Source organism: Helicobacter pylori (genome assembly GCF_011140715.1).
GTDB lineage: Bacteria > Campylobacterota > Campylobacteria > Campylobacterales > Helicobacteraceae > Helicobacter > Helicobacter pylori_DA.
In genome coordinates this window covers 24533-46732 of the sequence record NZ_SFZZ01000075.1, presented here as the reverse complement: position 1 = coordinate 46732, position 22200 = coordinate 24533, and the positions used below count along the sequence as shown (strand labels likewise).

Here is a 22200-nt window from a genome sequence, read left to right as displayed (position 1 = left end):
GCTAGCCTTTAATCTTGCTCTTTTAAGCTTTCGTATTTGTATTTCAATTCCTCTTTGCTCTCAGCATTGTTAGGATCCGGTAAAATCGCATCTACAGGGCATACGCTCACGCAACGAGGCTCATCATCATCATACCCGTAACACTCCGTGCATCTGTCTGGATCAATATTATAAATGGGATCGCCCTCTTCAATCGCCTCACTAGGGCATTCTTCTCTGCAAGCATCGCACGCAATGCATTCATCATTCACCAATAATGACATGACTCACTCCTTTTAAAAAGTTTGAATACGATTTTTACTCTAAATTAGCTTAAAATTCAATCTAAAAAGACTATTTTTTTTTGATTATAAGAATGGGGGCTAATTTCTAGCACGCCTAAAACCCCTAAATCTTTTAAATGGGTGTAGTCTTGTTTGTGGGTTTCTACAAATACGCTCAAGCCCAAACGCCAAGCGAATTCTACCATGCCTTTTAGATCTTCTTTTAAAAGCTCTTCATCTAAAATGACCCCATCAGAGCCTTGAACAAGCGATTCTAAAAGCTGGTAATGGCTGATGAAAAAATCCTGATGGACAATCAAAGAGCTCGCATGGCGGCGCAATAACCCTAAAACTTCTAAATCAAACACGCTTGGTGCGCCTATTTCGTATAATCCTTTGAAATTGACAATGACGCAATCGGTGCGGGTGTTTTCTTTCAAAAGCTTTTCTAAAACCTCATCAGGGGTTACAAAAACACAATCTTTGGTTTGAGGAATGACTCTAGGCAAGTAAGGGTTATACGACAGGCTTTTACCTAACATTTCATAAGAAAGCATGCCCTCTTTTAAGGCTAAGCTTTTTTGTAAATTTTCTAAAATCCCTATTTCTTGCATTCTTGAATGATTTTATTGTGTTCTTTCAATTCGGGTTCGGTTTGGATAAACTCTTTAGCGATGCTAGAAAAGATTTTTTTAGCCTCCAAGCAATTCCCTAATTTGTAATAACCCCACGCCAAAGAGTCTAAATAGATCGCTGAATTGTAATCGCTAGTGTCTAGGGCTAAAGCTTTCCTCACAAGATCCATGCCCCTTTTAACATCCATGTCATAATCTATTAAGGAATACCCTAAAAAATTATAAAAGAAAGCGTCTTGCGCGTCTTCTTTATCTTTAGTTTTAGCAAGCCAAGCTTGGCGCTCTTTGGTGGCTTGCTCTAATTTTTGAATAATGGGTAGCATCTCTTCTTTGGTGAGTTTTTTCTTATTCGCGCTCAAGCTTTCATAATGATAAATCGCCTCTAATCCTAAGAATTTAGGGTCTTTTCTTTCTTGATAGATTAAAGAAGCCTGTTTGGAAGCTTGATCAAATTTCTTTTGCGCGGTGTATAAGTCTAGCAACAAACGCCTGTCAAAGGGGAATAATTCTGCGATTTGCTGGGCTTTATCAAACTCTTTTAACAAGATTAATACCCCTATGTAAAATTGGGCGTTTTGAACAATAGGGTTTTTTTCATACAAACGAGCGAAAGTCGTTTTAGCCAAATCAAGCTCGTTAAATTGCGTGAAGGTGTTGAGCGCTTTTTGGCACAATTGCTCTGAGCAACCATACCTGTCTATATGGGATTGCAACAAATCTAATCCCTCTTTTTTGCGGTTTTGTAAAAAATAGATCGTAATGAGTTTTTCTAGGCTGTCTTCATCATGCACTTGGTTATAAAACTTATTCAACAAGGGGAAAGCCTTATCCAAACGCTTTTGCGTCAAATACAAAGTCCCTAACACATTGTCTGTGGCTATGGTCTTTTCTTCTTTACGGATTTTGTGCAGCAATTCAATCGCCTTATCAATCTGCCCCATTTGCGCATAGCCATCCACTAAAATCTTATTGATAGAAACATCGTTACGATTATTGGTGATTTTTTGATAGAGCATGGCTAAATGCATAGCGGTTTTAATGTCCCCTAAACTCGCCGCTGAAATGGCCGCTTCTTTAGCATACACCACTTTATTGGTTTGTTTGTAGAGATTCATATACCCTTTTTGAGCGGCTGCAAAATCCCCTCTATGGAAAGCGTCTGAACTCAATAAGATTTGATGATCTTCTGAAAGGGTTTCAGCCTTAAGGCAAGAAAACAAGCTAAAAAGCAACAAATTTGCTAAAAACCTTTTCTTTATTTGAATATCCATTATTTTATTTCCTTTTTTGTATCACTGAAGTGAATTTTAGCGCACTTTAGTTTCTTTGGTTTTTTGTGTGATGCCCGGACAGCTTTTATAAAAAGCTTCTTTTTGCTCTTTAGAGAAAGTTTTCACGCTCTCCCAAAAAGGAAAAGTTTGGCATTGTTTAGGGCGCACGCTATAAATCTGGCATTTTTTCGTCTCCAAATCCAAAAACACGCACGCCAAACCCAACTCTTTAGCGTCTTTTTCTAATAAAGAGAACTTATAACCCACCTTTTTAACGTATTTTTGACTGAATTCTTCTAATTCTAATTTTAAAAAAGCGCTAATTTGTTGCATTTCTTGGATCGTTACAAAAATATACCCGCTTTCTCCCACGCAACACTTTGCCCCACAACCCTCGCATGCCCTATGATTAAAACTGAAATCAAAATCTCGCATTAAACCACCCTTAATCCTATTGGAGATCAATACTCACGCCAAATTGCACCAACAGCCCGTCGCTATCTTTAGAAATCTTTAAGGGCAATTGGCTTTGAGCGCTCGGTAAATACTTGTTAAGTAAGGTGAAAAAAAGATAAGTTTTTTCCAATTCGCTCGCTCTGGCCATGATAAAAAATTGGGTTTTTTGGGAGGGGTTTTGAGAGAGCAAGGGTTTGATTTTATAGGCGTCAAAACATTTTTTTAAGATCTTTTCTAAAATCCGCCTGGACTCTTCATCATTAAAAATCTTTAACAAAGATTCGCTGGTTTCTTTTTGATTGCGATAGTTTGCTAGAGCTGTTTCAAAATGCCTTTGCGCGTATTCTAAAACGCTTTTTTTACGATTTTCTTCTAAAAGGATTTTTTTTAATTCCAGCATGCTAGGCCATAGAAAATACTCAGTATTGAGCCAACCCAATAAGGAAAAAACCCCTAAAAAAATAAGGTTTTTGATGATAAACCCTACATCGCCTGATTGCTCTCTGTCTAAGTGTGAAAAATGCAATGGTTTCATTTAATAGACTCCGGGTTTTTTATCAGTAAGGAATTAGAAAAGTTGGTGGAGACAAAATTAAACCACCCGTCGCTTAAAGGGAAAAATTCCGCCCTAGAATAATCAAACATGGGGTTTAGTTTGTTTTGAAACAAAAAATAAAAGGCTTCTTTAGAAGGGGTTTTACCACTAACCACCACGCTTTGCTGGTCTATTTCAATGCTATTAATAGTGATGGAATCTGGCACAATATTCAAAAGCCCTTGCAAAACATCTCGTATATCATCGTTATAATTCAAACGCTTTTTGGCTTCTTTAATGAGTTTTAAGGTTTCATCAGTCTTAACCTGCAAGCGGCTGATTTCATGGCGGTAGAGCCTTTCTTGGATCGTCAAACTAGACGCGTTGTCTTGAGTGTTTTTAATGGCGTTGTGCATAAACCACACTAACCCCCCTATCACCACAAAAGATAAAAAAATGTAAAAAACCCAAATTTTAGAAAGCTTGCTGATAAGGTATTTCGCTCTTGGCTCAATATAGCTAAAACGCATGCTTTTCATTCTCCATGCGCGCTAAAATATTCAAGCGCTCCACTAAAGAAAAATCAAGCCTATCCACTTCTATCATCAAAGTTTCTTGCAAATGCATTAACGCTTTGTGGTGGATTTGACAACTGTCTAAAACAACCACCTTTTCTACAAAGTCTATCTCTCTAGAATGATAGACGCTGCGCAATCCCTCTTGCAAAACATCTGCAATTAAGGGGATATTCGTCATGCCTTCAATCAAACTATAAGCGTCCTTATTTTTTTCGCTATTATCCTTACTGCTATCTAGCCCCATCGCTTCTTCAAGGCTGTCAATATCTTCTTGGATTTCACTCAAAAACAAATTCACAGCCTCATTATCCATTTCCATAGAATCTTCTTCTTTGCTCTCTATAAACTCTTCAGGTTGTTCTTCTAAAAACACGGATTTGGCTAAAAAAATCTCTTTTTTATCCGCAATCAAAAAATAAAATCTTGAACGCTCCAAAAGCAGATACAACAAAGGCTTGTTTTCTAAATTATCGCGCACAAAATCATAAATAAGGCTAAAAGGCGAAAACAAAAAATCCACATCCTGGATTTTAAAACGCTTGAAATCCTTTAGAAAATCCTTAGATTCCACATAAACGCAATACTTTTGATTGACTTCACAAGCCTGATAATCTTGATTTTCTTGTTTGATTTGTTCAAACGCCTGCTTTTCGCATAAAACCTCTTTAGCTTTACTCATCGCGCTGAAATAAGTGTAGGGGTATTTTTGGCTATAAGTTCTGGCGATTTTTAAGGCTTGAATGGGGACTTCACCATTTTTAGTCTCCACTTTAGTCTCAAAAGTTTTAAAAAATTTCTCTTTGATGCGGTGGTTTTTAACCCTTAAAACTTGAGCGGATAAAAGATTGTGATCCACATTAAAAGAGATATACACTTGAGAGCAAAATTTCTCTTTAAGCGCTTTTTTTAACCCCTTAAGCACCCAAACCCCTTTGAGATTCTTCAAATCCAACAGAATCCATGCGCGTCTTTAAATATTCTTTAGCCTTTGAAAGCTCCCATTCTTTAGGGATAATTACCGATTCTAGCATGTAATAGCGCACTTCGCTAAAAGGCTTAGGGATTTCAAATTGATCCCAAGTGTTCAACCGCCATGCGTTTTTACAAACCACCCGACAAGCGCTAATCCCCACGCCTGATTTTTGAGCTAAAGCGATCACCCCATCCGCTATGCTGTGTCGTGGGCCTTTGGGGCCATCAGGAGTGATAGCGACATCGCAACCTTCTTTCAAACGCTTAAGCCCTTCTATCAAAACCTTAACTCCCCCTTTTTTGCTAGAACCTCTAATGTTTTTAAAACCAAAGCTTTCAAACAAACCCGCCGCAATAGAGCCGTCAAAATGCTGGCTTGCGATCACATAAACAGAAGGTTTTTGAAGCCTTAAATACGCAAACCCAATCATGCCAAGCTCCCCATGCCAACAGCTTACAATAAAGGGTTTTTCTTTTAAATTTTGAGCTAAAAAATAGCGGTTTTTACAAGTTTTATGCAACAACCAAAGGACTCCAAACGCCAAGCGTGGGACAACCTTTAAAACGATATTTTTCCTGAAAAATTTTAAGCTCAATTCTCGCCTTTAAACCCGCTCTTCATTGGTTATTTTGATTAGTTGCCTTTAATGGCCGCTATCAAGCGCCCTTTGGAATGAGAAACAATCTCCACTTTTACAAGCTCGCCCGGATTTCTTTTTTCCTTACAAGTTACTTCAATGAATTTCCCCGTATCGCTACGCCCTTCAAAACCCACGATTTGATTATCCATTTCACGCCTATTTTCCACCAACACCACATGCGTTTTACCCACTTCTAGCTTGGCTTTTTCCTCTAAAATTTCTTTGTGCCTGTTTTGCAACCTCTCTAACCTTGAAGATGAAACCTCTAATGGCACTCTTTCTTTCCAAGCTCCCGCTTCAGTGAAAGGGCGTGGGGAATAAATGAAACTATAGAGCGTGTCAAAGCGCACTTTTTCTAGCACCTCCATCGTGTCTTCAAAATCCTTATCGCTCTCATTAGGGAAGCCCACGATAATATCCGTGCTGATGCCCACTTCAGGCACTAAGGCTTTCAACCTCTCCACCCTATTTAAAAACCACTCTTTGCTATAACCTCTTCGCATCATCTTTAACACCGCGCTAGATCCGCTCTGTAAGGGCATGTGGATACTCTTGCACACTTTAGGGTTTTTGGCAAAGCGTTCTAAAAATGCATCATTCATGTGCAAGGGGTGAGGCGAAGTGAATCGTATCCTTTCAATGCCTGGGATTTCGCTCAATTTATCCAACAAATCGCTAAAACCCACTTTCGCATGCTCGCTACTGAAACGAACGCCGTAATTATTCACATTCTGCCCTAAAAGCATGAGCTCTTTAGTGCCGTTATTCGCCAATTTCTCAGCTTCTTTTAAAATCAAATCCATAGGGATAGAAATTTCTTTCCCCCTAGTGTGTGGGACAATGCAATAAGCGCATTTCTTATCGCAACCTATAGAGATGTTTAGTAACGATCGGATTTGAGCCTTTTTTTCAAAAAATTCAAACGCATACGCGCTTTCGTCATAATCAATCGCCACTTCAACCGCTTTTTCTTTATGGATCACCTGAGAGATTTTAGACACATTCCTAGCCCCTAACACAAAGCTCACGCTCGGGGCTTTTTTCAAAATATCCGCTCCCATGTGGCTTGCAGTGCACCCGCAAACCCCGATTTTGGCGTTGGGTTTTTTGATTTTAGCGAATTGACCGATTTCTGAAAACAATTTTCTCTCGGGTTTTTCGCGCACGCTGCAAGTGTTGATTAAAATCAAATCCGCTGTTTTAGGGTCGCTAGTCTCTTTATAGTCTAGTTTGGACAGCTCGCTCAATAAATGCTCGCTATCCCTAGAATTCATCGCACAACCCATGGTTTCAATATAAACTTTCAATACAAGCCTTTAAATAATGTGCAATTCATAAAGAAAATCTTTTTCATCAGTGCTGACCCTCACCTCATCTAAATAAGCCGTATGGCCTTTTTCTTTGAAAAAATCCACCGCTTTGAGCATGTCTTTATGGGCGTTTGTGGGGGCAAAATAGAAAATAGAACGCTTGTCTTCACTGAATTTGTGGTACAAATCCTCTAATTCCACGCTCTTAGCGTCTGATTTTCTTGTATTCTTGGCTAAAACTAATTTCATTGACTCTTTCCTTAATTGATTTAGATTTCTCATTTTAACGCATTCTGTCTTTAAAACAAATTAGATTACCCTTTTCCCCCCTAAAAACAAGCGTTCCACTTCTTTAGCATGCAATAAAAATTGCAAAACCGCCTGCTCTTTAGTGAATTTTTCATTAAAACCAAACACGCTCAAATCCGCTCTTTTGTTGGCTTCTATCTCGCCATTATTTAAAGCTAAAGCCTTAGCCCCATGCCTAGTCGCTCCTAAAAGAGCGATCTTGGCTAATTCCAATAACGGCATGTTATGGGTGAGCAAGAACGCCCTTAATTCGTCTAAAAGGCTCAGCGAAACATTAGAACTCAAGCCATCGGTGGCCACGCTCACGCTCAAACCGGCCTCTTTGGTTCTTTCTAAATCCAACACTTTCCCGCTCAATAGGCGGTTAGAAAAGGGGCATGTGATTAAAAAAGCGTTTTTGACTTGAGACTTGATCCTTTTTAATACTTCTAAAGAAGCGAACTGGTTATGCACAAATAGAGTGTGCGTGTCTTTAAACATGTCAATGTAATCGTTCGCCCCCTTATAGAGCGATTTGAAATTAGACTCTTTTAAAAAATGCTGGTAAAAATTTTCAAACCACCCTTTAGAATTTTCTACCCATTCTAGTTCTTCAAGCGATTCTAAAAAATGCGTAGAAAGCAGGCTTTGTGAATCTTTAGCCAATTGGATGACGCTCAAAGCCATGTCTTTTTGGACTGAATAAGGGGCATGCACAGCCAAAGCTGCTTTAAGCTTTTTATCTTCCAAATCTTTTAACTCTTTAAATTTCGCCTCAAACGCTTTTAGTTTTTCTAAAGAATAACTGCTCCCTAAAAACTCTAAAAACACGACAGCATTCAAGGGGCTTTCTTTCAATAAATTAATTTCTATTAGGTGGTTAGAAATCGCTCCCACGCTCCCCACCCCGCTTTTTAATTGCGTGCTGATAGCGTTTTGGATAGCCCCTTGGCAATTTTCTAAAATCGCTCCCCCATTGTTCAACACGCTCCCTAACCAGCCAGAAAAACTCCCGTAATCAAAACTCGCCTTGTTGTTGGAAAATTCAAAATGGGTGTGCGCGTTGATAAAAGCGGGCAACAGAACGGAATTTTCAAAAAACTGCGCCTTTAAGTGGGGGTATTTAAGCGTTAAACTTTGATAATCGCCTATTTCAACAATCTTTTCATCAAAGACCACGCCACAATCTTCTAACACTTCGCATTTTTCATTACACAAAAAAACTAAAGACGCTCCTATGATTTCTTGCATGCATTCTCCTTAATAAATGTGGTTTGCCCTTTTAAGATCATTCTTTGCACTTCACCATACAATTCCAAACCATAAAAGGGCGAATTTTGATTACTTACTCTTGTTTGAGCGTTTAAATCTACAATCATCAAATTGGCTAATTGGTTTTCTTTAACCTCGCCTGCATTGAGTTTTAAAAACTCCGCTTGGTTAATCGCCATGACTTTAATGAGCTGTTGGAAGCTAATGACCTTCTTTTGAACTAAAAAAGTGTAAGCCACGCTAAAAGCGTCCTCTATGCTCTCACACCCAAACGCGCTTTCTTCAAAAAGCTCTGCGTTAGAATTTTTAGAAGCATGAAGGCTTGTAAGCATGGCAATTTCGTTATTTTTTAGGGCTTCTTTTAGGGCGTTTTGGCTTTCTTTATCCCTTAAAGGAGGGGCGATTTTAAATCGTGGCTCATAATCTTCATACACGCTCTCATCTAAGATCAAATGGCTTAAGGGCGTTTGGGCTTGTAATTTCGCTCCTAAATCATTAAAGGCTTTAATGAGTTTGAGCGTGGCGATGCTACTCACTTTATCTAAAAGCATGGGGATTTGTAACGCTCTAGAAACTTCCATGAAACGCACCAAGCGCGTGTTTTCAAACGCATTTTCTACAAAATTTTGCCCCAATTCATAGGCTAATTCCCCACTATTTAGGGCTTCAAAAGAATTTTCTAAAGAGACTAAAAGAGGCAAGTTGTAGGATTTGGCGTAGTGGCTGATGAGTTCTAAAAAAGCGTCAGATGGCGCGATTAAAATTTCCCCCCCTTTATTTTTAAGCGTGGCGATGTCGGCTAGTTGGTTGTTTTTAATTGCCATAATATTTTTAATGCCGCTTTTGTCGCAATTAAAAACATTGAGTAACCCTACCCCCCCTTTAAAAGCCTTTTGTTTTAAATTTTCATAACCCTCCAAATCAGTAACGCTCAAATCAATGAAGCTTGGCAACACGAACAAATCCCCGCACTCAACCACTTCTTCATTATTAATAGGGCTTAAGTCTTCTTCAATCTCTATAATGAGAGAATCTTTTAAGCGAATATCCGCTCTTTTTAAAACCTCATCATCATAAAACGAAGCGTTTTTTAACAGCATCAAACCCTCCTAATTTTGTAAAAAGTTAGTCAGGCTTTCTAAAGAATTTGTCATGATCAATATTCCCATTAAAATAAGCACCAACCCTGAAACAATTTCAATCGCACGGTTGTATTTTTTTAAAGATTTTAAAAACAATAGCGCTCTTTCTAGCATTAAAGCCACCAATAAAAAAGGGATCGCCAAGCCCATCACAAACACCACCATAAGGATTAAGCCATAAGCGTCCTTGCTCGCGCTCATGATCACTATGGAAGTGAATATCGGCCCGATGCATGGCGTCCAACCTAAAGCGAAACTCATGCCCAAAAGAAAGGGGTAAAAGCGTTGCATGCTATTAGATTTGCTCGCTAAACGAACGCTTTGAGTTTTATACAAAAATGCAAAACGAAACACGCCTAAAAAATGCAAACCAAAAAGGATCACAATCCCCCCAGCGATATAATTCACCCAGGAAAACGAAAAGCTATGGATAAGCTTGGCCATAGACATGCCCACGCCCAAAAACACGAGCGAAAACCCTACCACAAACATCAAAGATTTTAAAAAAACCGAAACCCTTTTAGCCTTACCATCTTTAATATCCTCTAAAGAAATTTGAGAGATATAAGACATATACGCCGGGATCAAAGGCAACACGCAAGGGCTTAAAAAAGTTAAAATCCCAGCTAAAAGCGAAGTTAAAAGAGGCGCTGTCTCAAATAAATTGATAAGCGTGTTATCAAACATCATCCAATCCTTTTTTAAAATAATCGTTTTTTATATTTTTTAGAATAACAAAACCTCACTTAATCTTAGGCACAATCTCGTTATTTTCTACCACAAACGCCACGCTGTCATTCTCTTTAATTTTATCCTCTAAAATGAGTTCAGCGAGCTTGTCTTCTACCATTTCATAGAGTGCGCGTTTTAGGGGTCTAGCGCCATAAAATCTGTCAAATCCCGCTTCGGCGATCAATTCTTTTGCTTTTTCGTCTAGGGTTATATTAATGCCCCTTTCAAGCGCTTTTTTTTGAATGTTTTCAAAGAGTATCCCCACGATATTAATGATAGCATGACTATCTAGAGCGTTAAAGGAGATGATTTCATCTAAGCGGTTTAAAAATTCCGGCTTGAAAAATTGCCTCAAGCTTTCTTTAATCGCTTTTTGTTTATCAGCTTCACTCAAATTTTCTTCTAAAAGCGCGCCGCTAGCCACATTGCTGGTTAAAATCAAAATCGTGTTTTTGAAATCCACCCTCACGCCCTTACTATCGGTTAAATGCCCTTCATCTAAAACCTGCAACAAGAGGTTAAACACATCCGGATGGGCTTTTTCCACTTCATCTAACAACACCACGCTATAAGGCTTTCTGCGCACCGCTTCGGTCAACTGCCCGCCTTCTTCATAGCCCACATACCCAGGAGCGGCCCCAATAAGACGGCTTATGGCATGCTTTTCCATATATTCGCTCATGTCAATTCTTATAAGATTTTTATCGCTATCAAACAAGAATTGTGCCAAAGCTTTAGCGCTCTCGGTTTTACCCACCCCTGTTGGCCCTAAAAAGAGGAAACTCCCTATAGGTTTATTGCTATCGCTAAGCCCGGCCTTATTCCTTTTAATCGCTTTAGCGATCGCTTTGAGCGCTTTTTCTTGCCCCACCACTCTTTTTTGCAATTCGCTTTCAATGTTTAAAACCCTATTTTTTTCGCTTTGGAGCATTTTTTGGACCGGGATATGCGTCCATTGGCTCACGATCTCAGCGATATTGTTTTCGGTTAAAGCGTTTTGCAATAACGCCCCGTTTTGCTGCATCGTTTCCCATTTATGTTGCAATTCTTTTTCTTTCTTTTCCTTTTCAGGGATTTTAGAGTATTCAATTTCAGCCGCTTGCTGGTAATCCCCATTGCGTTTAAACCTTTCAGCCTCTTTTTTCAAGCTCTCCATTTCCATTTTCAAGCGTGAAATTTCTTTGAACACTTCTTTTTCGTTTTCAAATTGCGCTTCTAATTGGATTTTTTCCTCTTTCAAATCGCTCAATTCTTTAAGGATTTCTTGCATGCGTTTGTGGTTGCTCTCTTTGTTTTCCATTTCAAGGGCTTGTTTTTCCATTTCTAGTCTTTGAATGGAGCGCTTAACGCTAGAGAGTTTGGCCGGCTCTGATTCCATTTGCATTTTTAATTGGGCCGCCCCCTCATCAATCAAATCAATCGCTTTATCGGGTAAAAACCTATCGGTGATATAACGGCTGGAGAGTTTAGCGCTCGCTATGAGCGCGGAGTCATTGATGGTGATATTATGGTGCGTTTCTAAAGTTTCTTTTAACCCCCTTAAAATCTGTAAAGCTTCATTGATACTAGGCTCATTGAGTAAAATGGGTTGGAAACGCCTTTGTAGCGCCATGTCTTTTTCAAAATACTTGCGGTATTCTTTTAAAGTGGTCGCTCCAATCGTGTGCAATTCCCCCCTAGCGAGCGCGGGTTTTAAAATATTAGCCGCATCCATGCCCCCCTCACTAGCCCCAGCCCCTACGATCGTGTGGATTTCATCAATGAATAAAATCACATTCGCGCTTTTTTTAACTTCTTCAATCACCTTTTTCAGGCGCTCTTCAAACTCGCCTCTGTATTTCGCCCCAGCCACCAATAAGCTTAAATCTAAAGCGACAACCCGTTTGTTTAAAAGCGTTTTAGGCACTTCCTTATTCACAATGCGTTGGGCTAACCCTTCCACAACAGCTGTCTTCCCCACTCCAGGCTCGCCCAGTAAAATAGGGTTATTTTTTGTTTTTCTGATCAAAATTTGCATCATGCGAATGATTTCTTCATCCCTTCCGATCACGGGATCCAGCTTATTTTCTAGGGCTTTTTGCGTCAAATCAATGCCAAATTTTTCTAAACTTTCCAAGTTAGAATCATCGTTTTTATCCTGGATAGTCCTGCCTTTTCTTAAAGATTCTAAAGTTTTTTGCAATTCTTTAGTGTCTAAATAAGGCTTTAGAACGCTTTCAAAAAGATTCATATTCGCCAAAAGATACGCATCGGTAGCGATGAAAGAATCGCCCATTTTAGCCATCAAGCCTTGAGCGTTTTCTAAACTTTGGATTAAAGCTTGGTTTAATTGGATGTTTTGCTTGCTGATTTGTGAAACTTTAGCGAACTTATTCAACTCGCTTTGAACGCTAAGTTTTAAAGCTTCAATATCCACAGGCATTTTTTGTAAGGCTTGAATAAGAATGCCTTGGGAATTATTGAGCATGGCAAAAAGCATGTGCAAGGGCGTTACTTCAGCGTTTTTATGGTGCAAGGCTAAAGCGAGCGCGCTGTCTAAAGTCTCATGCAATTGGTCAGTCATTTTTTCAAATAAATTCATTATCAATCCTTTTTGAGTTTTAAAATCTTTACTATTTTACACTATTTTAACCCTCAAAGGTTTTTAAAACGCTCACACTAACGACAAACTCTCTAAAATACGCTTTTTAGACAACTCGCAATATTCTTTTTCAATCTCTAAACCCACGCTAAAACGCCCTAAAGCATTAGCCTCTAAAATAGTCGTTCCAGATCCGCTAAAAGGATCAAAAATCGTGTCTTCTAAAAAAGAAAACAATTGGATGCAACGCCTGGGTAATTCCCTTGGGAATGGGGCTGGGTGCTTTAGGCGTTTTTTGGATTCACCGCTAAAATTCCAAAGCCCGTTCGTGTAGAGTAAAAATTCCTCTCTACTCATCGTAGAAGTTTGTTTTTGGCGTTTGTATTCGTTTTTATAAAAAACGACGATCAATTCCACAGGAGCGATAGCATAGGGCGCACTAGCTTGCAGCCAACTCCCCCAAGCGGTGCGTCTTGAGATATTGCTTTCATTCCAAATGATCGTATTTTGGTATTTCCAACCGCATTCTTTAGCCACTATAGTAATATCAGCCCCTAAACTTTGCTTGCCGTGTTTATTCGTATCTAAAGGGACATTCAAGCACAATCTCGCCTGTTCCTTGCCCCAAAAATAACAATTTTTAAGCCAATTTTTACACCAATTCAAATAATCATCATAAGCCCTAAAATCATTGCTCCCTTGATATTCAATGCTCAAATTATAGGGCGGTGAAGTAACGCACAAATCATAAAAACCTTTTTCAAAAGTCTCTAAAACGCTCGCATCGCCATGGTATAAATCCAATTTCTCCAAACTGAAATAAGGTTTCATAAAAGCCTCTTTAAATCTTCTAACAAATTTTCTATGCCCTTGATTTTAGGGCTTTGATCAAAATGGCTTTTGGCTAAATAGAGGCCATCTAATTCATGCTCCATAACGATCCTAGCCTTTTTAGGCTTGTCTTTAAAGCTGATTTCATCATCGTTATCCGGCGTTATCATAAAGACTTTAATGTGAGAAGTTATAGGCGATTGTAAGAGTTTTAATTTCCAATAAGGCGTTTCTGTGAAACGCTCTCTAAACGAATTTTTTACCGATAAAATCGCTAGGATTTTGACATTATCCTTGTTGGTTTGATAAAGAATTATATCTCCATCAGGCAAAACGCTATAGCCTCCAAAATGCACCAATAAAGCCCGTTTGACCTTATCTAATTCGCCATTAATGCGCTTAGCCCTTAAGGTTTTATCGTTCGTCATTTTGACATTGTTTTTAATACAAAAATCTTTTAATAAAAGTTCTATGATTTTTTCTAACACCCTTCCTATGGTGCTGACAAAGCCTTGTCTGGCTAAAATGCTGGCTTCTTCCTTGCTTTTATTTTGCTTCATATAATCGCTAATCTTACTATTCAAAAAGCGTTCTTTTTCTTGCGCGTAAAAAACCTGTAAAAACTTGTAAGGCTCAGGTCGTTCTCTCATAAAATCTTTAAAACGCTCTAAAATAATATCCGCTAAACTCAATCCAAACACCTTAATCCATAGAGATCCATCAAATTATAATACAAAACTTTTTGATAATGGCTGGTGTTTTAAAATCCCTTTGGCTCTATATAAGGGATTAAAGAGAAGAGTTATTTCAAAATACCCTCTATCCTCTTAAGAGTTTTGCCATAGAATAAGTCTAAAACGATAAAACAAAGTTTTAAGAAGCAAATTTTTTAAAAACAAACACCAATATTCACTAACCGCACTAATCGCTTAAAGTCATAAGTCTTGATAGTGATTTTCAAACCCTTACACCCTATCCACGCTCAAAATAGTAGCGCTCGCTCTGGCTTTTTCATTACTCAATTCAATTTTATCGCCCCTTTTTAATGCCTCTAATTCTATCGCTTGATGATTTTTGCTCACCAACGCCCCGAATTGGGGTAATTTCAAATTGGCATGAGCGAGTTTAAGGGCGTTTTCTAGCCTGTTTAAGCGCTCTGTTTTAGTTTGTAAAAAAGGGCTTGTGGATAGTTGGGTAGAGATTTTTTCTAAAAGCGTTTTTTTAAGGCGTAAAAATTCTAGGGTTTTATTGTCTAAAGCGATTGTTAATTTCTCTAGTTTTAAAGCGTTTAAATGGTGCTTGTTTTCAAAACTCAATCGTTTTAAAGAAGCCGCTAAATGCTCTAAATGCGCCTTTTTTTGATGGAGTAAAATCTTAAAAGAGCGGTGCAATTTCACATTAAACCCGTCAAGTCTTTGCAACCACTCATCGCTATTAGGGAGCAAGATCTCCATCGCGTTTGAAGGCGTAGAAGCCCTTAAATCCGCCACTAAATCGCTCAATAAAAAATCGCTCTCATGCCCAATAGCTGACATGCTGAAGGTTTTAGCCAAATACAGAGCATCAGCGATTTTTTCATCATTGAAAGAATACAAATCCTCCATACTCCCCCCACCCCTAGCCATTACAATCGCATCAAAAGCGTTTTTTGTGTCATGAAAACTATCCGCATAAGCGATGCTCTCCACCACGCTTTGAACGCACCCCTCCCCTTGCATTAAGGTATTGATACAGACTAATTCGCATATCGGCCATCGTTTGGAAGCGATCTTTTTCATGTCCGCCCAAGCGGCTGAATTTTGAGAAGTGATGACTGCCACTCGTTTAGGAAAATGCGGTTTGGGTAATTTATTTTCTTCATCAAAATAGCCTTTAAGGCGTAATTTTTCTTTCAATTGCTCTAAAGCTAAAGTTAATGAACCTATCTCTTTAGGCTCTATTTCAAAGCAATTGATTTGATAATCCCCCCTTGGGACATACACGCTAATGCCCCCAAAAACAACCACTTCCTGCCCTTCTTTTAAAGCGAATTTGAGCCTGTTAGCGTTCCCTTTAAACAGCACGCATTTAATAACCGACTGGCTGTCTTTGAGCGAAAAATACGCATGGCCGCTCACCTTGTGGATAGTCAAATTACTCACTTCCCCTTGAACCCTAACTTGCAAAAAAGTCGCTTCTAAAAGGGCTTTGATTTGCGCGTTGATTTCGCTCACGCTCAATACATGCATCAACTCCCCCTTTTATAGCAAACGAGTGATGTCATTAAAAAGCCCTAAAAACATGACAAAAACCAAAAACCCCACCCCCGCTAGCCACAACGCATTTTGTATGGGCGTTGGCAAAGCGATATGAAAAATATTTTTAAAAACGACCCCTAGCATTTGCGCCCCATCTAAGGCTGGAATGGGTAATAAATTTAAAATCCCTAGATTGATAGACAAAAACGCCCCAAACAACAAAAGCATGCTCACGCTATTGGCATGGCTTAACGCCCCCACAATGCCTATTACCCCACTCAATTCCTTAACTGAAGCGCTCCCCATAATCAAACGCCTTAAAGAATCCACAATCAAAACAACGCCCTCTTTAAACCGACTCAAAGCCTTTTCAAACGCTTGAAACACGGAATAAGAGACAACGCCCATTTTTTGCATGTCCGGTTTAATACCTATTATTTTATATTTGATGATTTCATTAGGATCATTAGATTCGCTTATTACCGCCACGATTTTAGGGGTTAGGCGTTTTTCTAAAATCCGGTTGTTTCGCTCTATTTCTAAAATTAACTCGCCTTGAGAACGCGCCACTATGCCTCTAATCTCTCTAAAACTCGCTATTTTTTGATGGTTGATAGAAAGGATTTTATCCCCCTTTAACAGCCCGGCCTCTAGTGCGTTTTTGTCTAAATCGCCAATGACGGGCAGTAAGACTTTTTCCCCGCTCAATGCCAGAACAAAATACACTAGAATCGCAAAAAGAAAATTGAAAAACGCCCCCCCAAACAATATCCATAGCTTTTGGAAAGGGCTTTTTTGCGCGTAGCTATCATTCTCTTGATTAATTTCATTTTCTTCATTTTCTTCTTTATCCATGCCCTTTAATTTCACATAGCCCCCAATCGGGATCAAAGACAGAGCGAATTGCGTGCCAAAAAGCTTAAAGAAACAGAGTTTTTTACCAAAACCAATGCTAAACACTTCTACTTTCACCCCACAAATCCTAGCGATAATAAAATGCCCTAACTCATGGACAAAGATCAAAAACGCCAGCATCAAAACCGCTACAATGAACATCATACCCCTGCAGGCTCTTTGGTGTTAGGATCTTTTAAGGTTGGCTCTTTAGGAGGCGTGGGTGGTGTGGGGGGCGTGGGATCTGTGGTTTTTTGATTTTCTTTATTTTCTTTTGGGGGTTTTTGCCACAACTCTGTCAAAGCCGCCGCTTTTTTAGGATCCATTTTGGCTAAAATTTTACCTAATTCTTGGGGTTTTAGTGCCATTAAAATTTCTAAGGCGTTTTGAGTGGGTAGATTTTCTAAAATCAGAGCCGATTTAGAATCTTTCATTTTAGAATAAGTCTCGCCAATCTTGCTGTCTTTAGCCTGCTTGATTTCTCTTAAAATGCCTTCATTTTCTTCTATCAAATTTTTAAGGCGTTTCTTTTCTTCTGTTTGTAAGGTTTTAAAGGCTTCTTCTTTAGCCGCTAAATTTTTCAGTTTTTCTTCCACTTCTTTTTCTTTTTGGTTTAACAGATCGTTTTTTTCATCTAAAAGGCGGGCGTTTTCAGTTTGCAAGATCCTCAAAGACTGCTCTTTTTCGCTCAATCGGCGCAAATCGTCTTTTAATTCGGCTTTTTTAGATTCAAAAATCGCAGAGCATTGCAACAATTCTTGTGCGGCTTCTTCACTAAAGAGCGCTTGTAAAATCAAGCCCATTAACAAGATTTTACGCATGCAAACCCTCTTTTTGCCAGTGTAAAATCATGGCGTTTTCGTCCAAAAGAGCCTGCTCTTTTTTTTCCAAAATTTTCTGTTCTTTTTGCTTTTCCTTTTCTAAAATGATTTTAGCTTTTTCTAATTCCTGGTTAGCCAAAAGATAATCTTTTTCTAAAATTTTTAAATCCTTAGTTAAATTCTCGCCCTCTTGTTGGTAATATTCTATCTCCAATCTTAAAGCGCTTTTTAATTGCTGGGTTTGTAAAAAAAGGCTCATTCCCCCCAACTCAGGGTTTTTAAACGCGCTCAATTGGGCTTGTTTCTCCAAAACTTCTCGCTCGTTTTGTTGCAATTCTAAACGCTTGCTTTCAAGCTTTCGCTCTATTTTTTCTAACGCAAGGGTTTTTAATTGCACCAACACAGAAGCGAATTTTTTCATAGAAAAATCGTGTCTTCTCTTTCAGGGCTTGTAGAAATAAGGCCAATTTTCACCCCCACTTCTTTTTCAATAAAACGGATATACTCTCTAGCGTTTGGCTCTAAATCCTCTAATTTTCTCACGCCCACGCTTTTTTCCCAGCCTTTAAAAGTTTGATAAATAGGCATGCAATCTTTCAAATCGCTAGGGAAAGCCTCTAATCTTTCGCCCTTTCTTTCATAAGCCACGCACACCTTAATCGCATCAATCCCATCCAAAACATCTAATTTCATTAAAGCTAATTGCGTGCAACCATTCAAAGCGCAAGCGTATTTTAAAGCCACCAAATCCAGCCACCCGCAACGCCTTGGGCGCTTGGTTGTCGTGCCAAACTCCGCGCCCTTAGTCCTTAAATGATCGCCCATGGGTGTAGTGTCTTCGCTAGGGAAAGGCCCATTACCCACACGAGTGGAGTAGGCTTTCGTGATACCTATCACTTCATTGATCGCTTTAGGGTTTAAGCCGGTGCTCACGCATGCGCTAGCGCTCGTGGTGTTAGAGCTTGTTACAAAAGGGTAAGTCCCTAAATCAATGTCTAAAAGCGTGCCTTGTGCCCCTTCTAATAGGATTTTTTCACCCTTTTGGTTCGCTTCTATCAGCATGCTTGTCGTGTCTTTGATAAAGGGGCAAATTTTTGGAGCGTAAGTCTTAAAATATTCCCTCAAATCTTTTTCGTAATCCTCGCCCAAATCATACGCTTCCTTAAAAGGCTCAATGGCTTTGAAATGAGCGTTTAGCCTTTCTTCTAAGATCTTATCGTCTAATAAATCCCCCATTCTTATCCCGCTCCTCGCCATTTTATCCTCATAGCAAGGACCTATGCCTTTTTTAGTCGTGCCGATGTTTTGAGATTTTTCTTTAAAAGCGTCTTTTTTGGCATGATAAGGCAAGATCACATGGGCTCTGTCGCTGATGAACAAACGATTTTCTAAATCCTCAAACGCGCTGATTTCTCCGCACAAATCCTTGATGCTCACGACCACCGCGCTAGAAATGATGTTCTTGCATTGTGGGTATAAAACCCCTGAGGGCATTAAATGCAAAGAATGTTTAACCCCCTTATGCACAATGGTATGCCCGGCATTATGCCCGCCTTGATAGCGCACCACAAAGTCATAATCCTTAGCGATCCTATCAACGATCTTTCCCTTCCCCTCATCTCCCCACTGGATCCCCACAACGACATCTGCCATAAAATATTATCCTTAAAACAAAGTAGATTGGATGGTTTAAAAGCTTGTTAGAATACCAAAAAAAAGTAAAAAGCCTCTTTATAAAGCCCTAAAAAGAGCTTAAAAACCTATCGTGTAATTGATATAGAACGCATACAAACGCCTGTAATCCACATCAGCCCCATTCGCTCTCAAATACCTTTGATTGATAGCCGGGATTTTCACGCCAAATTCTATCCCATGCTGAATGCTTTGAGACGCGCTCAAAAACCGGCGGTGCATGGTGCTGGCAAAATGAGCCCTTAAGCCCAAATTAAATAAAAATTGGAAATTCGTGGGAGTGGGGTATTCTTTAAACGAGTTTTCAATTTGACCTCTTAAAGAGCTATCCCAAGTGTTACCCGCTATTTGAATGCCTCCAAACACCCCCACATTCAAGGATTGATCGCTAAAAACCCTTCTAAAGATATTCCATAAAAAGTCTGTGCCAGCGCCATAAGTAAAGATATTCGCCTTAACAGCGCTGCTAAGACTGCCCAATTGCGTAAAGCCGTAATCAAAGAAAGCGTAGTATCGTAAGCCTATATTCTTCTTGTTCCCAAAAAATTGCTTATAGCCCATTTGAATGCCAAAGCCATTAATAACCCCATGCTGAGAGCTTTTGCCTGGCCCAAATTGGGGCAAGTAAGGCTCATCGTAATTATTTAGCATTCCTCCTAGCTGTTTTAGATTCTCTTGATAAGTAGCGATTCGATCCGAGATGGTTTTCACATCCTTTTGGAGCATGGCCCCTGCACCACCGCTCTTATTCAAGCCTTCTGCGATCTGGCCTAGCTTTGCTGAAGAAGTGTCATTAAAAAGCTGCATTTGGGCTAAAAGCCCTTTTAAAAACACCGAATTACTATCCAAATTCACTCTTGTGAGCGCGTTTAGAAGCGCCACACTCTCCGTGGCTAAGAGACTGAATTCATTTTGAGAACCATAGAGAACTTTTATAATCCCTACATATTCAGGAACGACTCCATTATTGCTGCCATTATTACTATTATTAACCAAGTTATACAACACATTACTCAAATACACTTGCAAGGCTTGAACGCTATAAGCGTTTTTATTCGTTTCAAAGCGTTGCTCAATTTGGGGGAGTATTTTTTCAAACTGAGCTAATTCTGCGTTATTGTTGCCAACAGTTGTATTAGTATTGACAATTTGATTGCCTATCCCTAAAAGAGCGTCCATGGTCGTGTTTGTCGCTAAGGTTAAAAGCCCATTACCCCCTGCCATACCTACGCCCACTTGGCGGAAATCATCAATGACATTATTCCTTAGGGTGCTGCCTTTGTTATTGATGTTTTGTTGCGCACCACCGATTTGATAGCCCACCCCCATATAAAAGCCATCGTCTTCAGCTAACGCCATGCTTAAAGGAAAGCTAAAAAGCAGAGCGGTTTTTAAAAGCCCTTTTTTGAGCGCGTGGTATTGACCTTTTTTCATTCTTGTATTCTTTATCTCTTTTGTATTGGTATTTTTCATCAAGAGCCTTCCTTAAAAACCGACTGAATAGCCCACATAGAAGCTAAAATTCCGCATATAGCTCGCGCTTGAGCCTTGGGTTGCAAAATATTTATGAGCGATAACAGGGATTTTCACCCCAAATTCTATCCCTTGATCTAATCTGTGCTTATTGAAATTGGTTTTTGCAAAGTTGGTGCGCACGCCCAAATCAAACAAAAATTGGAACGAACTAGACTTGACATCAGGCCTTTGCCCGCTCAACAAGTTCGTTACATTCGTGCTCCAAGTTTGCCCTGCAATTTGAGTGCCAAAGAAAAGACCGATTGTAGTCCTTTCCCTCCTTCTAGAGCGTTCATACACGTTGTATAAAAAATCCGTTCCTACCCCATAAGTAACGAGATTTGCTCCCACTTTTAAATTCGTATCGCCAAAATTCGCATAGCCATAATCCAAAAACCCGTAATACCTTAAGCCAATATTTTTCTTATGGGTGAAAAATTGTTTATAGCCCATTTTAGCCCCAAAGCCATTCATGCTCGCTGACTGGTAATCTTTGAGCGAAAAGAGGTTAGGGATATAAGAAATCTTATAAAGAGAACTAGCCGAAGATTCAAACTGGCCTAAACTCGCGTTAATGATATTTATGACTCTGTCTAGCCCTTTCCTATAAACAAGCTGATTCCCACTAAAACAAGACGATGCACTGCTACAAATATTTTTTTCAATAAAACTCCCTAACCTCAAAGTCTCACGATCCAAAGAAATCCCGCTCTTAATCAAAGCGTTGAGTTCGCTAACCGTAGAATTAGCCCCTATCAAGCCCGTTTGCGAAGAAAAATTTTGCATGCCTGTGGCAATATCGCCCACACTCACGCCATTATACGCTCCATTAGTCCCGCCCGCGCCTAAAAGCATGACTTTCATGATGTTTTCGTATAGCTGTCCGTTATTGTTTTGTTGGATTTTGCTCAAATCCACTTGCCCTAAAGCTAAAACGATGTTTTGAGCCACTAAGAGCATGCTATCAGTGATACCGATTTGTTTGTTCCCCACATCCACCACCAAAGGCTTAATGACACCTTCTGAAGCGTATTGTTGGGATAGATCCAATAGTTTTCCTAAAATCCCTAGAGATTGCTCTAAATTGACTAAGGCTTGGTTTGGTTGTCCGTTTGGTTGCGATGGTTGCGTTTGTGAGCTGTTTTTCAGGCTTTCACTCAAGAGAATTTTTGTTTTATTCCCTAAAATATCCAAGTAGTAGGATAAAGGAATGGCAGAAGTTTGCAACCTCACAGCCCCATCTCTGATTAACTGCTTTAATTCTTGCGCTTGGGTGAAGCCTGGATTTTTCAATTCCTGTCTGGCCAAACTCGTCTGGTAATCTATGACAAAAAACGCCCCATCTTCTTCAGCGTTACACAAAGACATGCCCGCTAGTAAGGAAAGAGCGATCATTTTTTTAAAGGAGTGGTTTTTCAAAAATATCCTTTTTGCTTTGATAAGTGATTTTACTTAATCCATAAAAGAAATTTTCTAATTTTAAAACAATCATTCTTAATTTGCTATTAAGTGTTTCAAAAAAGCATCAAATTGA

The 22200-nt window shown here is 39.3% G+C and carries 23 protein-coding genes; all 23 read right to left on the bottom strand.

Features of this window, described 5'->3' with window-relative positions; genetic code table 11:
• Positions 1 to 8: 8 nt before the first annotated feature.
• Positions 9 to 263 carry a YfhL family 4Fe-4S dicluster ferredoxin gene (locus tag EWZ81_RS07515; RefSeq protein WP_000055463.1) on the bottom strand — a complete coding sequence of 85 codons (255 nt, stop codon included), beginning with the start codon at positions 261 to 263 and terminating at the stop codon, positions 9 to 11.
• Positions 264 to 319: 56 nt separating this feature from the next.
• Positions 320 to 877, bottom strand: coding sequence for a beta/alpha barrel domain-containing protein (locus tag EWZ81_RS07510; protein ID WP_165549535.1), 558 nt, complete (start codon positions 875 to 877; stop codon positions 320 to 322).
• A complete protein-coding gene (locus EWZ81_RS07505) occupies positions 865 to 2169 on the bottom strand; it encodes a tetratricopeptide repeat protein (RefSeq protein ID WP_165549534.1) in 1305 nt (434 codons plus the stop codon). The genes EWZ81_RS07510 and EWZ81_RS07505 overlap by 13 nt, the downstream gene beginning before the upstream one ends.
• A gap of 36 nt (positions 2170 to 2205) precedes the next feature.
• A complete protein-coding gene (locus tag EWZ81_RS07500; RefSeq protein WP_165549533.1) occupies positions 2206 to 2604 on the bottom strand; it encodes a YkgJ family cysteine cluster protein in 399 nt (132 codons plus the stop codon).
• Positions 2605 to 2620: 16 nt separating this feature from the next.
• Positions 2621 to 3160, bottom strand: a complete 540-nt coding sequence (gene pilO / locus EWZ81_RS07495) for a PilO family protein (RefSeq protein WP_000803096.1) — start codon at positions 3158 to 3160, stop codon at positions 2621 to 2623.
• Complete coding sequence (locus EWZ81_RS07490) at positions 3157 to 3690, bottom strand: PilN family protein (RefSeq protein WP_001903519.1); 534 nt, start codon at positions 3688 to 3690, stop codon at positions 3157 to 3159. Before EWZ81_RS07490 ends, pilO begins: the two co-directional genes overlap by 4 nt.
• Positions 3680 to 4660: a PilM family protein gene (gene pilM, locus EWZ81_RS07485; RefSeq protein WP_165549532.1), complete on the bottom strand. Its 981-nt coding sequence runs from the start codon at positions 4658 to 4660 to the stop codon at positions 3680 to 3682. The genes EWZ81_RS07490 and pilM overlap by 11 nt, the downstream gene beginning before the upstream one ends.
• Positions 4653 to 5306, bottom strand: coding sequence for a lysophospholipid acyltransferase family protein (locus EWZ81_RS07480; RefSeq protein ID WP_000053536.1), 654 nt, complete (start codon positions 5304 to 5306; stop codon positions 4653 to 4655). Before EWZ81_RS07480 ends, pilM begins: the two co-directional genes overlap by 8 nt.
• Before the next feature lie 38 nt (positions 5307 to 5344).
• A complete protein-coding gene (gene miaB, locus EWZ81_RS07475; protein WP_165549531.1) occupies positions 5345 to 6658 on the bottom strand; it encodes a tRNA (N6-isopentenyl adenosine(37)-C2)-methylthiotransferase MiaB in 1314 nt (437 codons plus the stop codon).
• 9 nt (positions 6659 to 6667) lie between these two features.
• Positions 6668 to 6910 (bottom strand): nuclease, encoded by a 243-nt coding sequence (locus EWZ81_RS07470; RefSeq protein ID WP_000780044.1) that lies wholly within the window; start codon positions 6908 to 6910, stop codon positions 6668 to 6670.
• A 60-nt stretch (positions 6911 to 6970) separates the two neighbouring features.
• A complete protein-coding gene (locus EWZ81_RS07465) occupies positions 6971 to 8200 on the bottom strand; it encodes an adenosine deaminase (RefSeq protein ID WP_165549530.1) in 1230 nt (409 codons plus the stop codon).
• Positions 8185 to 9321 (bottom strand): amidohydrolase family protein, encoded by a 1137-nt coding sequence (locus tag EWZ81_RS07460; RefSeq protein WP_165549529.1) that lies wholly within the window; start codon positions 9319 to 9321, stop codon positions 8185 to 8187. Before EWZ81_RS07460 ends, EWZ81_RS07465 begins: the two co-directional genes overlap by 16 nt.
• A gap of 9 nt (positions 9322 to 9330) precedes the next feature.
• Positions 9331 to 10050 carry a cytochrome c biogenesis protein CcdA gene (locus tag EWZ81_RS07455; RefSeq protein ID WP_001876446.1) on the bottom strand — a complete coding sequence of 240 codons (720 nt, stop codon included), beginning with the start codon at positions 10048 to 10050 and terminating at the stop codon, positions 9331 to 9333.
• Positions 10051 to 10105: 55 nt separating this feature from the next.
• Positions 10106 to 12676: an ATP-dependent Clp protease ATP-binding subunit gene (locus EWZ81_RS07450; protein WP_165549528.1), complete on the bottom strand. Its 2571-nt coding sequence runs from the start codon at positions 12674 to 12676 to the stop codon at positions 10106 to 10108.
• Positions 12677 to 12748: 72 nt separating this feature from the next.
• Positions 12749 to 13507: a DNA-methyltransferase gene (locus EWZ81_RS07445; RefSeq protein WP_001948853.1), complete on the bottom strand. Its 759-nt coding sequence runs from the start codon at positions 13505 to 13507 to the stop codon at positions 12749 to 12751.
• On the bottom strand, positions 13504 to 14199 hold the full coding sequence (locus EWZ81_RS07440) for a BsaWI family type II restriction enzyme (protein ID WP_165549527.1): 696 nt from the start codon (positions 14197 to 14199) through the stop codon (positions 13504 to 13506). The genes EWZ81_RS07445 and EWZ81_RS07440 overlap by 4 nt, the downstream gene beginning before the upstream one ends.
• A gap of 273 nt (positions 14200 to 14472) precedes the next feature.
• The gene (gene xseA, locus EWZ81_RS07435; protein WP_165549526.1) at positions 14473 to 15735 is read right to left on the bottom strand and encodes an exodeoxyribonuclease VII large subunit; all 1263 of its coding nucleotides are present in this window, start codon (positions 15733 to 15735) and stop codon (positions 14473 to 14475) included.
• A 12-nt stretch (positions 15736 to 15747) separates the two neighbouring features.
• Entirely contained in the window at positions 15748 to 16803 is a 1056-nt protein-coding gene (gene rseP, locus EWZ81_RS07430; protein WP_165549525.1) for an RIP metalloprotease RseP, read from the bottom strand.
• Positions 16800 to 17459 (bottom strand): MotE family protein, encoded by a 660-nt coding sequence (locus EWZ81_RS07425; protein WP_001226705.1) that lies wholly within the window; start codon positions 17457 to 17459, stop codon positions 16800 to 16802. Before EWZ81_RS07425 ends, rseP begins: the two co-directional genes overlap by 4 nt.
• The gene (locus EWZ81_RS07420; RefSeq protein WP_077657496.1) at positions 17452 to 17880 is read right to left on the bottom strand and encodes a flagellar export protein FliJ; all 429 of its coding nucleotides are present in this window, start codon (positions 17878 to 17880) and stop codon (positions 17452 to 17454) included. The genes EWZ81_RS07425 and EWZ81_RS07420 overlap by 8 nt, the downstream gene beginning before the upstream one ends.
• Positions 17877 to 19112 (bottom strand): adenylosuccinate synthase, encoded by a 1236-nt coding sequence (purA, locus tag EWZ81_RS07415; RefSeq protein ID WP_165549524.1) that lies wholly within the window; start codon positions 19110 to 19112, stop codon positions 17877 to 17879. The genes EWZ81_RS07420 and purA overlap by 4 nt, the downstream gene beginning before the upstream one ends.
• A gap of 99 nt (positions 19113 to 19211) precedes the next feature.
• On the bottom strand, positions 19212 to 20624 hold the full coding sequence (gene hopG / locus EWZ81_RS07410) for a Hop family outer membrane protein HopG (RefSeq protein ID WP_165549523.1): 1413 nt from the start codon (positions 20622 to 20624) through the stop codon (positions 19212 to 19214).
• A 12-nt stretch (positions 20625 to 20636) separates the two neighbouring features.
• On the bottom strand, positions 20637 to 22085 hold the full coding sequence (gene hopF / locus EWZ81_RS07405) for a Hop family outer membrane protein HopF (RefSeq protein WP_165549522.1): 1449 nt from the start codon (positions 22083 to 22085) through the stop codon (positions 20637 to 20639).
• Positions 22086 to 22200: the final 115 nt, after the last annotated feature.